The following is a 13,977-nucleotide window of genomic DNA, read 5'->3' on the forward strand; positions in this document are numbered from 1 at the left end:
GTTGATGCCGCGCGGCTCCCTGGCGCGCCATCTGGTCCTGAGGCTGTTCCCGGCCGTATTCGTGCTCATCCTTCTGGACATCAGCATCACCTGGCTGATGACACGCAAGATGACGCTGGAAGCCTGGCTGCTGCGCGACATCTTCTGGATGATGGTGGTCAGCCAGGCGCTGCTGGTGTCGATATTCGCGTGGATGCTGGTGTCCGGCGTGCGCTCGGGCTTGGCGTCCATCAACCATTTGTCCCAGGAAATAAGCCAGCGCTCGGTTGATGACCTCCAGCCGCTGGATTCGGCGGGCCTGCCTACCGAGGTCGCCCCGTTGGTGGGGCATTTCAATGACTTGCTTCTTCGGCTGGATGATTCCATGCAGGCTCAAAGACGCTTCGTCGGCCATGCCGCGCATCAGCTGCGCACGCCCCTGACAGGCCTCAAGCTGGAGTCCGAACTGATGCTGTCGCGCAGCGGCCTGCCCGAAGACGTGCGCGAGCGCGCCGAGCGCATCAAGTCGGTGACCGATCGCATGATACGCCTTGGCCAGCAACTGTTGGTGCTGGCCAAGGCCGACTCGTCCACCAGGCCGCAGGACAGCTTCTTGCGACTGGACTTGTGCGAATGGGTGCAGGGCAGCGGCGCGGAATGGATTCCCGCCGCCCGCGCCAAGAATGTGGAACTTCAACTGCAGGCGCCGGACCTCCCGGTCTGGATCGATGCCGATCCCCTCTTGCTGGAAGAGCTGCTCAGCAACCTGATCGACAACGCATTGCGCTATGGTCTCGGCGCTTCTTCGATCACCTTGCGGGTCGGCGCGAATCCCCCGACGCTTTCTGTCGAGGACGATGGGCCGGGCATTTCGCCTGTGGATGCCGAGCGTGTTTTCGAAGCGTTTTACCGTTCGCCCAACGCCGGCGCGGCGGGGTCCGGCCTGGGCCTGGCGATCGTACGGGAGATCGCCCTGGCTCATGGCGCCTGGTGGAACCTGGCAAGCCGGCCCGAGTTCCCGGGGACACGCATTACGGTGGTTTTTCCCGGGCCGCGGATAGGCGCCCGGCTGAGCAGGCAGGAATGAAAAGGGAGGGTCAGACCCCATGCGGGGTCTGACCCTAGGTCGACTCAAAAATGAATGGGGTCAGACCCCGTACGGGGTCTGACCCCTAACTCACAGAAACATGACATCTGAACATCGACGGGAACCGGCCGTGACTACGTCTTCCAGGACCCTGCTGCTGGGCGCCCTGGGCGTGGTATACGGCGACATCGGAACCAGCCCTCTATACGCCATCAAGGCATCGCTGTCTTTTCTCGAGCAGCCCGGCACCGCGGACATTCTAGGCCTGCTGTCCTTGCTCTTCTGGCTGCTGATGATCGTCGTATCCCTGAAGTACGTCATGATCATCGTTTGCGCGGACAACCGGGGCGAAGGTGGAACGCTGGCGCTGCTCGAACTGGCCCTGCGGGGTGTCAGCGGACGCAAGCGCTGGTTTTTCATCGTGCTGGGCTTGATCGGCGCCTGTCTGTTCTATGGGGATAGCGTGATCACCCCCGCCATTTCGGTGCTGTCCGCCATCGAAGGCATACGACTGGTGTCGCATACGCTCGATGCCTGGATCGTGCCGATTTCCGTTGCGGTCCTGGCGCTGTTGTTCCTGATCCAGTCGCGAGGCACCGGTGCCATGGGGCGCCTGTTCGGACCGGTGATGTTGGTCTGGTTCAGCGTGATGGGTGGCCTGGGCGCCTGGCATATTGCTCAGGCGCCGCAAATACTGCAAGCGGTGAATCCCGCCTGGGCGATAGGCTTCATCGCCAAGGCGCCCTGGACGGCCTACGTGCTGCTGGGTGCCCTGGTGCTGGCGGTGACGGGGGCGGAATCGCTGTACGCCGACATGGGTCACTTCGGTCGCTCCGCCGTGCGCCGCGCATGGTTCGGCATCGTGTTGCCTGCCTTGCTCTTATGCTATTTCGGACAGGGTGCGCTGATTCTTTCGCAGCCCGAAGCAATGGTCAATCCTTTCTTCCTCATGGCGCCGGCCTGGGCGCTTGCGCCGCTGGTGGCTCTGGCCACCGTGGCTACCATCATTGCTTCGCAGTCGGTGATATCAGGGGCTTTTTCGGTGACGCGCCAAGCGGTGCAATTGGGTTTCTGGCCCCGGATGGCCATTCTGCACACCTCGGCACAAGAAGAAGGCCAAGTCTACCTGCCACGCGTCAATGTCCTGCTGTTCGTGTCGGTGACGATACTGGTGGTCTCTTTTGGCTCTTCCGACAATCTGGCGCATGCCTATGGGCTCGCGGTCACGGGCACCATGCTGATGACTTCGCTGCTGGCGTTCGCAGTGCTGCCCCGCCGGCATGGCCCCGGAGTCCGGTGGCTATGGACGGCTCTGCTGCTCGTCTTCCTGGCTATCGATGTCGTCCTGTTCTCGTCCAATATGCTGAAACTTCTGGATGGCGGCTGGGTTCCGCTGTTGATCGGAGGCACGCTGTTCACCCTGATGGCTACATGGAAGCAAGGCAGGGAGCGCATGCATGAAGCCCTGGCGGCCAATCAGCCTCCGTTGGCGTCGTTCATGGAGGCGCTGGAGGCGGATCCGCCGACGCGAGTCCCCGGCACCGCCGTATTCATGAGCATGATCGCGGGAACCGTGCCGCCGGCGCTTTTGCACAACCTCAAACACAACAAGGTTCTGCACGAGCAGACTTTGTTTCTTACCGTGCAAAGCGCCGATATCCCATACGTGCCGCTTTCAGAACGTTGCAATCTGCTACGCTTGAGCAACACCAGTTGGCAGGCGATCGGCCGATGGGGCTTCAAAGAAGAGCCCAATGTGCCGTTGTTGCTTCAATATGTCCACCAAGAGCATCCGGAACTGGATCTGGATCCCATGCAAGTATCCTACTTCCTGTCGCGGCAGACCATCATCGTGGTCCGCAAGTTGCCTCTGCACTTGGCATGGCGTCGCCGGCTTTTTGCGTTCATGGCGCGTAATGCCAGCCGCAGCACGCGGTTCTACCGGATACCGCCGAACCGGGTGGTGGAAATGGGCATGCAAATGGAGTTGTGACCGCCAGGTCGCAGGGTCGGGCGCAGGCATGGCGCCCGACCTCGAAACCTATTGTGCGGCCGGGATCGTGATGGTTGTTTCACGCAGTACGCCGCCGCCTGCCACGCTGCCTTCCGTCCGTGTATTCTGGCCGGACATCTGGATGCGGCAGTCTTCACGCTGCGCAGCGGGCAGAGATTCGCAACGCGCCGTCTGGTTGCTGGTGTAAGAGGCGTCGCCGCGCATCAGGCGATTGCGGCGCGCCTCTTCCAAGGCGGCGCCCGCCTCGCGCAGGCATGTTGCTTTGTCCTGGTTGGTCTGTCCGGTGTTGCAGCGTTCCCTGTCGAGCCGGTATTGCGCCTGAGGGTCCATGCCGGATGTGGTGGATTGAGCCGCGACAGGCAGGGTGACTGCCAGGCATGCCGCAGCGGCGAGCATGCCAAACAGGTTACGGGAAAGTGTCGTTGTTCGAGCTTGACTCATTGACGTACTCCTTTCTGGTTGATCGCCTTCCTGGCAGGAAGGCTTTGGTCCAGTATAGAAGCGTGGCATTGCCTGAGTGTAACTAAATGTATAATTCTTTCGATGTCAGTTTTGTGAGTCCGGCTGATCGGACTCGCCGACCAGGCGTCCTTCTTCTACTTGTTTCTTCAGCTCGGCCCTGGCCTGGCGCTTGATGGCCGCGCGCATCAGCAGCATGGCCGTCACCGGCGAGGTGATGACCAAGAAGAACGTGATCAGGATTTGATGGACGACGACGCGCTCTTCGATATAGGAGGCGGTCAGGATGGATGCCACCAGTACGCAGAACACTCCGAGCGTGTTGCCCAGCGTGGGGGCATGGATGCGGCTGAAGAAATTGGGCAGGCGCAGCAGGCCCAGCGTGCCCGTAAGCGTGATGAAACCGCTGATGACCAGCAGCGCGGCAACGGGAATGGCAATCCAGAACGGCAAGGTCACGGTCATGGTTCGATTACCTCGCCGCGCAGCAGGAACTTGGCCATGGCGACCGAGCCGACGAAGCCGAATATGCCGATGATCAAAGCAATGTCGAAATAAATGCCCGACACGAACATCAGGCCCAGGACGAGCAGTATGAGCATGCCGTTGACGTACATGGTGTCCAGGGCCAACACCCGGTCGGAGGCGTTCGGGCCTTTCAACAGCCGCAAGGCGGCGATGGCAAGGGCCAGTACGTAGCAGCCGAGGGCAAACGTGGCAGCCCAATAGACGAGGCCGTTCATTCAAAGATCTCCATCAGGGGGCGTTCATAGCGCTGTTGTACGAGTTCGATCCAGGCTGCTTCATCCTTCAGGTCGAGCACGTGCAGGGTAAGTTGCCCATCGGCTTCGGCGAAATCGCTCCATACCGTTCCGGGCGTATAAGTGATGATGCATGCCAGTGCGGCCAAGCCGTGGGGATCGCGCATGCGTATCGGGATCTGGATGAAGCCGGGCGTCGCGTTTGCGCGGCGGCCCAGCCAGACGATGCGCGCCACCGCGATGTTGGACTTGGTGATGTCCACGGCGACATTCCAGATCAGGCGCAGCGCGATCAAGGGGCGCTTGGGATAGGCGCGCAGCGGACGCAATGCCGCGGCCAGCCAGGCCAGCAGCACGGCCAGCGCCGCTCCCAGCACCAGGTTGCCGGGCGACAGGGAATCATTCAGCAGCAGCCACAAGGCCAGCAGCAATGCGGGCAGGGACAGCTTCTTCAGAAGACGGCTCATTGGCTGGCTCCCCTGGTGTCTACCGGCTTGCCCGAGTTCTGGCTCAGCACGGCGTCGATGTAGATCGCGGGCCGGTCGAGGTAATTGGCAGTGCGCTCCAGGTAGGTCATGGTGGGGCCGGCCCAGAACGAGAGCGCGACGCAGCTCAGGATCAGCCCGGCGACCGGCACCGCCTCGGTCACGCGCAGGCGGGGCGTGATGGAGTCTTCAGAGCTCCAGAACAGGCGGATGCCGGTGCGCCCCAACGCTATGATGCCCGCCAGGCTAGAAAGCAGGACGGCAGCCACCAGCGACCAGGCCGCCAGCGAAGGCGCGTCGATGGCGGAGGTCTGCAAGGCGGCGGACAGCAGCGAGAACTTGGCCACGAAGCCCGAGAGCGGCGGCAGGCCAACGATGAGCAGCGCGCAGGCAATGAAGGACATGCCCAGGAAAGCCATGGCGGCGGGGATGGCCACGCCGATGACGTCGTCGGAACGGTCGGAGGGCTCCGGGTCTTCGAGGTCGAAGGCTTCCAGGCTGACGGCCAGCAATTCCGCGCCGAAGGCCTGGGTGCGCTCGACCATTTCGAGCAGCATGAACAGCGCGCCCAATGACAGCACGGAGACGATCAGATAGAAGAGAGCGGGGCCGGTCAGGGTGACGCCCGGCATGCCGAGCGCCGCCAGCAATGTGCCCGAGGACATGATGATGCAGTAGCCGGCCTGCCGCTCTGCCTGGGGCGCTGCAAGCATGCCTATGGTGCCGAAGATCAGCGTGGCCATGCCCAGGGGGAACATCCATTCGCCGCCGAAGGCGGCGGGTGCGCCGCTGGGCAGCAGCAGGGAACCGATGCGCAGCAGGGCATAGACGCCGACCTTGGTCATGATGGCGAATATGGCTCCCACGGGCGGCGCCGCGTTGGCATAGGCGGCGGGCAGCCAGAAGTTCAGGGGCCAGGCGGCTGCCTTTGTCAGGAACGCGATGCCGAGTATGGCGGCGCCGGCCTCGAAGAGCATGCGCTCCGAGCCGGCCAGCAGGCCTGCACGCTGCGCGAGGTCGGCCATGTTGAGCGTGCCCGTGACGCCGTAGATCAGTGCCATGGCGATCAGCAGCAGGAAGGAGGCCACGAGATTCACGACGATGTAGTGCAGGCCGGCGGCCACGCGTGCACGGCCCGAGCCGTGGAGCATCAGGCCGTAGGAGGCCGCCAGCAGCACTTCGAAGAACACGAACAGGTTGAACAGGTCGCCGGTCAGGAATGCGCCATTGAGCCCCATCAGTAGGAACTGGAACAGGGGATGGAAGTGAACCCCTGCGCGGTCCCAGCGGGCGGTGGCGTAGACCCAGGTCGCAGCGCCGAGGACGGCGGTAAGCAACAGCATGATGGTGGACAGGCGGTCGACGACGGCCACGATGCCGAACGGCGCCGGCCAGTCGCCGAGCAAGTAGACGCCGACCCCGCCGGGCCAGTCGGTGGGAACGTAGCCCGCCGTCATGCGCAGCAGGGTGACGGCCAGGAAGATTTGCGTCAGGATGGACAGCGAGCTCAGCACCAGCCGTGCGCGGCGATGCGAATCATTGAGCAGCAGCATGGCCGCGCCGACCATGAGCGGTACGGCGACAGGAAGAATGGGTAAGTGCTTCAACCATTCATTCACAGTGGCGTCTCCCTGCCGTCGACGTGATCGGTGCCGGACAGCCCGCGCGAGGCCAGCAGAACCACCAGGAACAGCGCGGTCGTTGCAAAGGCGATGACGATGGCGGTGAGCACCAGCGCCTGCGGCAGCGGGTCGGCATATTGGCTGGCGTCGGGTGCCCAGTCGGTATTGATGACGGGCGGCGCGGCCAGCTTGATGCGCCCCATGCCGAAGATGAACAGATTCACGGCATACGAAATAAGCGACAGACCCATGATGACCTGGAAGGTGCGCGGCCTAAGCAGAAGCCAGATGCCCGATCCGGCGAGCACGCCAATGGCCATGGCGAGTACGAGTTCCATTAGTTGATTCCTTTGTCGGTGGACAGGGCGCCGGCCTGGCCATGCGCCGGCTTGCGGTACAGGCGCAGCGACTGGTGAGCCAGGGCGACGAGCATCAAGACCGTGGCGCCCACGACGAGCATGTAGACCCCGATATCGAACAGCAAGACGGTTGAGAGATGAATGTGACCGACGAGAGGCAGGATGAAATCGACGCTGTACGCGGACAGGAAGGGCCGGGTGGCCCACCAGACCGACATGGCCGCCGTCCCGGCGGCAAGCAGGCCCAGCGATATCCAGGTCTGGGGATGGATGCGAGGACGGGCCTCGACCCAGATGACGCCGCCGACCATGTATTGCAGGATGATGGCCGTTGCCATGATCAGGCCGCCCACGAAGCCGCCCCCCGGAAGATTGTGGCCGCGTATCAGGAAATACAACGAGACGAGCGCGGCCATGGGCAGCAACAGCCGGACCAGCACCGCCGGAATCTTCATGACCCCATCCGGGACCAGAGTCTTGGGATCGGGATCCGCGAAGCTGTCCAGCAGCCTGCCGCCGGCCGGAAGCCGTTGCCGCGCCTTGGGCAGCGTCATGCTTTCTATGGGCGGACGGAAGCGGCGCAGCAGCGCGTAGACCGTCAGTGCCACGATGCCGAGCACCGTGATTTCCCCGAACGTGTCGAAGCCGCGGAAGTCCACGAGAATGACGTTGACCACGTTGGCACCGCCGCCCAGAGGAACCGATTGCTCGACCAGGAAGGACGAAATGCCTTGAGGATGCGGCCGGGTCAGGACCGCATAGGCGATGGCCGTCAGGCCGGCGCCGCTGATGACCGCGATGATGAGGTCGCGAAAGCGCCGCAGGAACGCGCGCAGCGAACTTTTCAGCAGGGCGGGCTGTTCGTCGTCGTCTTCGACGCGGGGTGGCAGCCAGCGCAGCCCCAGCAAAATCAGCACCATGGTGACGACCTCTACCGAAAGCTGCGTAAGGGCGAGGTCGGGTGCCGACAGCCAGGCGAAGGTCAGCGCGGTGATCAGGCCGGCGCCTCCCGTGAGCAGCAGCGAGGCGGGCCTGTGGTACTTGGCCTGTCGGGCGGCGCCGATGGCGCATGCGGCGCCCGCGACCCACATGAGGCCGAAGAAGGGATTGATCGGAGTATGGAGTTCGGGCCGGATCCAGCCGCCCGCCGTCAACGGCAGCATGGCCACGATAAAGGTGACGACGACGATCAGCAGCAGCTGGGGCTGCAACCGGGGGGACCGTGTCACGTCCAGAAGGACTGCGGCCAGTGTGTCGATGCCTTCGAGTATGGTCTCGAAGCCCCGGCGTCCGTCGAAGCGATAGATGAAGGGCGCCAGGCCCGGGCGGGAACGATGCCGATGGCGCAGCAGCCAAAGCAGCAGCATGCCGCCCAGGAGGGCGATGAAGCTCATGAGCAAGGGAAGATTGAAGCCGTGCCAGACACGCAAGTCATAAGCCGGGAGGTCTGATCCGAGTATGGCCTGCGCGGCATTCTTGAGGAAAAGGCCCACGGTAAAGCTTGGGAATATACCAACGACCAGGCAGGTCAGCACCAGGATGGCGCTGGGAATCAGCATGAGCTTGGGCGGCTCGTGGGGCGCGCGCGGGAGGTCGCGCGGGATGGGGCCGAAGAAGACCTGCAGCACGAAGCGCAGCGAATAGGCGACGCTGAACGCGCTGGCGATGACCGCGGCGGTTGGCAAGCCAACGCGACTGAACCAGCTGCCTGTCGCGAATACCGTTTCGGCGAAGAACATCTCCTTCGAGATGAAGCCATTGAGCAGCGGCACGCCTGCCATGGAAGCGGCCGCGACCAGCGCCAGCGTGGCGGTGAGGGGCATGCTTCGGTAGAGGCCGGATAGCCGGCTGAGATCGCGCGTGCCGGTTTCATGGTCGACGATGCCGGCGGCCATGAACAGAGAGGCCTTGAAGGTCGCGTGATTCATCATGTGAAAGAGCGCGGCGACCAGCGCCAGCTTGCTGTTCATGCCCAGCAGCAGGGTGATGAGCCCGAGATGGCTGATGGTCGAATACGCCAGCACGCCCTTCATGTCCATCTGGAACGTAGCCGCGTAGGCGCCCAGCACCAGCGAACATAGCCCGGCGCCGCCTATGATCCAGGTCCATTCTTCGGTGCCCGCCAGAATGGGCCAGAAACGCGCCAGAAGGAATACGCCGGCCTTGACCATGGTGGCCGAATGCAGGTATGCGGATACCGGCGTCGGCGCCGCCATGGCGTTCGGAAGCCATACGTGAAAGGGAAATTGCGCGCTTTTCGTGAGCGCCCCCAATGCCACCAGCACCAGGATGGTCGTGTACCAGGGGTGGGTGCGGATGATGTCGCCGGCCGCCAGGACCTGGTCCAGATCATAGCTGCCCACCACATGGCCGATCATCAGCACCCCGGCCAGCAGGCACAGCCCCCCCGCGCCCGTGATGGTGAGCGACATGCGCGCGCCCCGCCTGGCGTCGAGCCGGTGATGCCAGTAGGCGATGAGCATGAAGGACGAGAGGCTGGTGAGTTCCCAGAAGATCACGAGCTGGATCAGATTGCCCGACAGCACCACGCCCAGCATCGACCCCATGAACGCCAGGAAGAATGAGAAAAAGCGCGGGACCGGATCTTGCGGAGAAAGGTAATAGCGCGCATAAAGAACGATGAGCGCGCCCATGGCGGTGATGATGACGGAAAACAGCCAGGCATAGCCGTCCATGCGCAGCGTGAAGTCAACCCCGAAGCTGGGCATCCATGGCACGACGGCCTTGACGATGTGGCCGTCGAATACCTGCGGAAGCTGTATGCAGACGAGGGCCAGGCAGATCAGGGCGATGACGCCGGCCAGCCATGCCTCGAGGTTGCGCGCGTTGGACGGCAGCAGCGCAGCGATAATGCTGCCTGCGAAGGGCAGGGCAAGGATGAATACGAGCAACATCAGGGCGGGATCGTGTGGGTTTGCGTGAATCTAGCCTCAATAATACGATATGTTTTGTTAAGCTTCGCGAAAGCTCTGGTTTTTCATGCCGCATGCGCTTTTGACTTACGTCAAGACGGATTTTCCGGCATCCTTGCACAATATGTATGGGGACAGACCCCATTCGGGGTCTGTCCCTTTGCTGATATTCAAGCCGGCGCGCGCTTGCCATGCGCATTTCATGGTTAGGCGGGCCGGCACGATCGGAGAAAGGCGATGAATGCCTACGAACCCCTGGTCGGCCAGAAGGCCCCCATTTTTCCGGAAATAGAAATTTCCGAAGAGCTGATTCGCCGTTTCGACAAATCGGGGCCGCGCTATACCTCGTACCCTACCGCAGACCGGTTCCGGTCGGGCTTTGCCGAGCAGGACTACCTCGCCTACCTCGACGCGCGGGCGCGCGATGCGGCCAAGCCTCCGCTGTCGGTGTATGTCCATTTGCCGTTTTGCGAACAGCTCTGTTATTTCTGTGCCTGCAACAAGGTCATCACGCAGGACCACGGCAGGGCCGCCCAGTATCTGGAGTACCTCGACAAGGAAATGGAAATGGTGGGCGCCCGCCTGGGCGATGAGCGCAAGACCGTGCAGTTGCACCTGGGCGGCGGCACGCCGACTTTCCTCAGCGCCGACGAACTCACGTCGCTCATGGATTCCATACAGCGCCATTTCGAATTTACCGACGATGCCGAGCTGGGGGTCGAGATCGACCCGCGCACGGTCAACGAGTCGACGCTTTCCATGCTGGCCGGCCTGGGCTTCAACCGCACGAGCTTCGGCATCCAGGATTTCGATCCGGACGTCCAGGCGGCCGTGAACCGCATCCAGCCGCTGATCATGGTGGAACGGGCCGTGGAAGCCAGCCGCAAAGCGGGATTCGAATCCGTCAATGCGGATCTGATCTATGGCCTGCCCAAGCAGACGCTGGCCAGTTTCGGGCGCACGCTCGATCACACGATCCGGATCTCGCCCGATCGCATCGCGCTTTACAACTATGCGCATTTGCCCAGCCGGTTCAAGGCCCAGCGGCTCATCAAGGCCGAAGACCTGCCCTCCGCCGAGGAGCGCCTCCAGATCTTCCTGATGTCGACGCAACGCCTGCTGGACGCCGGCTATGTGTATATAGGTCTGGACCACTTTGCCAAGCCGGACGACGAGCTGAACAAGGCTCGGCTCGAAAAAAGCCTGCATCGCAATTTCCAGGGCTACACGACCCGGGCCGAGTGCGACATGATCGGATTCGGCGTGTCGGCCATCGGCAAGGTGGGCAGTTCCTACAGTCAGTCCGTGCGCAGCGTCAACGCCTATTATCAGTACCTCGACGAGGGCAAGCTGCCCATCGAGCGCGGCTACGACCTATCGGCCGACGATCTGCTGCGGCGCGAAGTCATCATGACGCTGATGTGCAGCATGCCGCTGGATTTCTCCGATCTCAACGGCCGACACGGCATCGATTTCAAATCGTACTTCCAGGCCGAACTGGAAAAGCTGGCGCCGTTCCAGGAGGCGGGCCTGATGAAGATGGACGATCAGGGCATCACCATCACGGCGAAGGGCCGGCTGTTCGTGCGCGCCATCGGCATGGTCTTCGACAAATACCTGGGGCAGCCGACGGTGTCGACGTATTCCAAACTTATTTAGGTTCTTTCGGAGCCCGGGGCAGGGTCTTCATCCTGAGCAGGTAATAGCTCACGCCTATGCCCGGAATCAGCAGCAGCGGGCGTACCCACGGCAAGGGAACGTACCAGGCGGAGAACGCCAGCGAAGCCCACATGAAGATCAGGGTAAAGACCTTGGCGCGCATGGGGATACCCTGGCCTGTCTGGATATTTGAAAGGTATTGTCCCAGCACGCGGTTCCCCAGGAGCCAGCGGTGCAGGCGTTCGGACCCGCGCAGGTAGCAGGCCGAGGCAAGCAGCAGGAAGGGCGTCGTGGGCAGCAGTGGCAGGAAGATCCCCAGGATGCCCAGGATCAAGGCCAGCGTTCCGGCGACGTTGAACAGGATTTTGATCACGATGGCAGTGGCAACGATACCGTTACAGGATTCTAGCAATATGACGACAGGCAAGGCACGGACTCAGGATTTTTTGGCAAGATTGCCCTTGTTCTCGGGGCTGTCCGGGCCGGAGCTCGACACCCTGGCCTCCGGCACGGTCGAGGTCCAGATCGCGCGCGGCGACATGCTGTTCCGCCGGGGCGAGCCCTGCGTTGGCCTCCATGCCGTCGTCTACGGGCAGATCAAGCTCATGTTCGTATCGCCAGGCGGCGATGAAAAAGTGGTGCGCATCATCGGTCCCGGCGACAGCTTTGGCGAAGCCTTGATGTTCATGGAAAAGGACTACATCGTTTCCGCGCAGGCGCTCGCCGACACCATGCTGCTGCATGTCGGCAAGGATGTGGTGTTCAGCGGCATCGAACGGCAGCCCGGCTTTGCCCGCAAGATGCTGGCCAGCCTGAGCCAGCGCCTGCATTCGCTCATGGGCGACGTCGAGGCTTATTCCTTGCGCTCCGGGACCCAGCGTGTCATCGGCTACCTGCTCAAGGATCAGCAGTGCGAAGATGGGCACCGGTTCAGGCTCTCGACAAGCAAGACCGTCATTGCCTCGCGCCTGAACCTGACGCCCGAGCATTTTTCCCGCATCCTGCACGATTTGGCCGCACACGGGCTCATCGAGGTCAATGGCCGCGAAATCACCATCATGAACGCCGCCAGGCTGAGGGCGTATCAGGATTAGCCGCGTTAGTCGGGGTCAGACCCCATGCGGGGTCTGACCCCCTTGCGGTCAACCGATCAGAGTCGGGGTCAGACCCCGTACGGGGTCTGACCCCATCGTCCCGGACTAGCGGGGGTCGGACCCCGCATGGGGTCCGACCCCTTGCCCGTCACGAACCGCCAAGGCGCGGGCAATATTCTTGAGCGCGCGCCGGTAGAAAAGCAGCGCGCGCGCCATATTCGCCGCCAGCCACAGCGCCGACACGGCCAGAAGCAGGGCGGCGGGCCGCGTGAAGTCCGCGGGCCACAGGCTCGCGGCCACGAGCGTTGCGACCGCCGCCAAGTGGACCCAATACTGGCGTGCCGCCATGTCGTCGGGCAGAATCTGCTTGACTTTGGGAACTTCGCGCAGCGCCACGTCCAGATCCCGCTGAGCGTTGTACCAAAGCAGGAAAGGCAGGATCTTGTACAGCATGCCGTTGACGGCGCTCCAGGCAAAGCCCACGATGAAGAGCACGCCCAGCGTCACGGCGAGATCGGAGCCCATGATGATTTGCGCCAGCCATACCGGGATGCACGCGGCCAGGCAGAAGACCGCGGTATGCCAGAATCGGGTGGTCGTATCGGCCTGCGGACGTTTCCGGGTCCACAGCAAACGGAAGGTGGCGTAGGCGTAGACGCCGTAGGCAAGCAACAGCAGAATGGCCAGCGTGTAGCCGATCTCGACGCCGCCGAGCGGATCGCGCAGCAGGTTGGCGCCGAAGGCAAGCAGCAAGACGAACACGACGATTGCAAGCCAGCGTGTGAGTACCTTGGGGTACAGTTCCGTCACCTGGAACATGGGAATCACCTGATAAGACATGCCCATGACCAGCAGCCCGACCCACCCGAGCAGGCCCCAGGCGCTATGCAGGTCGGTGAACAGGCGCGAGACGGGCAGGGGCCAGACAAAGCTGGCCGCCAGCAGCAGGCCCATGACGACGGTGACCAGCAAGGCGGCCAGGGCAAGGCGGGTCGCCACCAGTATCTCGGTCGAGCCCTTGGTCGCCTGGCGGCGGTCGCGCCACAGTCCACAGAACCCTGATATCAACAGCCAGGCGAAGGCGCCGCCCAGCAGCAGGATCGCGAGCTGAAAGAGGGCGGGGTTGACCGTCAGGAAGCCTGCGGCCAGGCCAAGTGTGCCGACGGTCAATAAAAGGTGCGTCGCGATGGAGGTGGCGCGCGGCGCCAACATGTTGATGCCGGTCGCCACCGGCAGGATCTGCATCATAGCGCCGATCATCGCGCTGGCCAGAACTCCCAGCGTGAACAAATGGGTCAGGGCGAGCGCATGGCCGGTCCATCGTGAGCCCAGCGCGCTGGGACCTGCCCACAGCAGGAGCAGGGCCGCCAGCAATACGAACAAAGGGGTGTTGATGAGAAAGCGCAAGGGGACGCCCAAGCGGGGTGAGTTGTTGAAGGATAATGCGCGCTGCATGGATTCTTGCTGATTCCGAGGGTTGGTCAGTAGCGGACGTGGATGGGGCCTGCCGGTCCGCTGACGTGAA

The 13,977-nt window shown here is 62.8% G+C and carries 13 protein-coding genes; 4 read left to right on the top strand and 9 right to left on the bottom strand.

What is annotated here, in order from left to right; genetic code table 11:
* The first annotated feature begins 4 nt into the window (after positions 1 to 4).
* Both ACSBPU_RS08950 and ACSBPU_RS08955 read left to right on the top strand, forming a co-directional pair.
* Positions 5 to 1,066 (top strand): sensor histidine kinase, encoded by a 1,062-nt coding sequence (locus ACSBPU_RS08950; protein WP_442597369.1) that lies wholly within the window; start codon positions 5 to 7, stop codon positions 1,064 to 1,066.
* Between the two features lie 100 nt (positions 1,067 to 1,166).
* Complete coding sequence (locus ACSBPU_RS08955; protein ID WP_442597371.1) at positions 1,167 to 3,059, top strand: potassium transporter Kup; 1,893 nt, start codon at positions 1,167 to 1,169, stop codon at positions 3,057 to 3,059.
* Positions 3,060 to 3,107: 48 nt separating this feature from the next.
* Here the strand turns inward: ACSBPU_RS08955 and ACSBPU_RS08960 are convergent, their stop codons facing one another.
* The 7 genes from ACSBPU_RS08960 to ACSBPU_RS08990 all read right to left on the bottom strand — a co-directional run bounded on the left by ACSBPU_RS08960 (position 3,108) and on the right by ACSBPU_RS08990 (position 9,681).
* Entirely contained in the window at positions 3,108 to 3,521 is a 414-nt protein-coding gene (locus ACSBPU_RS08960; protein ID WP_442597373.1) for a hypothetical protein, read from the bottom strand.
* 105 nt (positions 3,522 to 3,626) lie between these two features.
* Positions 3,627 to 4,004, bottom strand: coding sequence for a monovalent cation/H(+) antiporter subunit G (gene mnhG, locus ACSBPU_RS08965; RefSeq protein ID WP_442597375.1), 378 nt, complete (start codon positions 4,002 to 4,004; stop codon positions 3,627 to 3,629).
* Positions 4,001 to 4,282 (bottom strand): K+/H+ antiporter subunit F, encoded by a 282-nt coding sequence (locus ACSBPU_RS08970; RefSeq protein WP_442597377.1) that lies wholly within the window; start codon positions 4,280 to 4,282, stop codon positions 4,001 to 4,003. Before ACSBPU_RS08970 ends, mnhG begins: the two co-directional genes overlap by 4 nt.
* Positions 4,279 to 4,767 carry a Na+/H+ antiporter subunit E gene (locus ACSBPU_RS08975; RefSeq protein ID WP_442597379.1) on the bottom strand — a complete coding sequence of 163 codons (489 nt, stop codon included), beginning with the start codon at positions 4,765 to 4,767 and terminating at the stop codon, positions 4,279 to 4,281. The genes ACSBPU_RS08970 and ACSBPU_RS08975 overlap by 4 nt, the downstream gene beginning before the upstream one ends.
* Positions 4,764 to 6,404 (bottom strand): monovalent cation/H+ antiporter subunit D, encoded by a 1,641-nt coding sequence (locus tag ACSBPU_RS08980; protein WP_442597381.1) that lies wholly within the window; start codon positions 6,402 to 6,404, stop codon positions 4,764 to 4,766. The genes ACSBPU_RS08975 and ACSBPU_RS08980 overlap by 4 nt, the downstream gene beginning before the upstream one ends.
* Positions 6,401 to 6,745, bottom strand: a complete 345-nt coding sequence (locus ACSBPU_RS08985; protein ID WP_180070819.1) for a Na+/H+ antiporter subunit C — start codon at positions 6,743 to 6,745, stop codon at positions 6,401 to 6,403. The genes ACSBPU_RS08980 and ACSBPU_RS08985 overlap by 4 nt, the downstream gene beginning before the upstream one ends.
* Entirely contained in the window at positions 6,745 to 9,681 is a 2,937-nt protein-coding gene (locus ACSBPU_RS08990) for a monovalent cation/H+ antiporter subunit A (RefSeq protein ID WP_442597383.1), read from the bottom strand. The genes ACSBPU_RS08985 and ACSBPU_RS08990 overlap by 1 nt, the downstream gene beginning before the upstream one ends.
* Positions 9,682 to 9,936: 255 nt before the next feature.
* Between ACSBPU_RS08990 and hemN the strand changes: the two genes are divergently transcribed.
* Positions 9,937 to 11,358: an oxygen-independent coproporphyrinogen III oxidase gene (gene hemN / locus ACSBPU_RS08995; RefSeq protein WP_442597385.1), complete on the top strand. Its 1,422-nt coding sequence runs from the start codon at positions 9,937 to 9,939 to the stop codon at positions 11,356 to 11,358.
* Here hemN and ACSBPU_RS09000 read toward each other — a convergent pair.
* Positions 11,351 to 11,770, bottom strand: coding sequence for a YbaN family protein (locus ACSBPU_RS09000; RefSeq protein ID WP_442597387.1), 420 nt, complete (start codon positions 11,768 to 11,770; stop codon positions 11,351 to 11,353). The genes hemN and ACSBPU_RS09000 overlap by 8 nt on opposite strands.
* Before the next feature lies 1 nt (position 11,771).
* Between ACSBPU_RS09000 and ACSBPU_RS09005 the strand changes: the two genes are divergently transcribed.
* The gene (locus tag ACSBPU_RS09005) at positions 11,772 to 12,452 is read left to right on the top strand and encodes a Crp/Fnr family transcriptional regulator (RefSeq protein ID WP_442597389.1); all 681 of its coding nucleotides are present in this window, start codon (positions 11,772 to 11,774) and stop codon (positions 12,450 to 12,452) included.
* Between the two features lie 105 nt (positions 12,453 to 12,557).
* On the opposite strand, the gene ACSBPU_RS09010 is transcribed toward ACSBPU_RS09005, so the two are convergent.
* On the bottom strand, positions 12,558 to 13,907 hold the full coding sequence (locus ACSBPU_RS09010; protein WP_442597391.1) for a hypothetical protein: 1,350 nt from the start codon (positions 13,905 to 13,907) through the stop codon (positions 12,558 to 12,560).
* Between the last annotated feature and the right edge of the window lie 70 nt (positions 13,908 to 13,977).

The organism is Parapusillimonas sp. JC17, assembly GCF_052180245.1.
GTDB lineage: Bacteria > Pseudomonadota > Gammaproteobacteria > Burkholderiales > Burkholderiaceae_B > Parapusillimonas.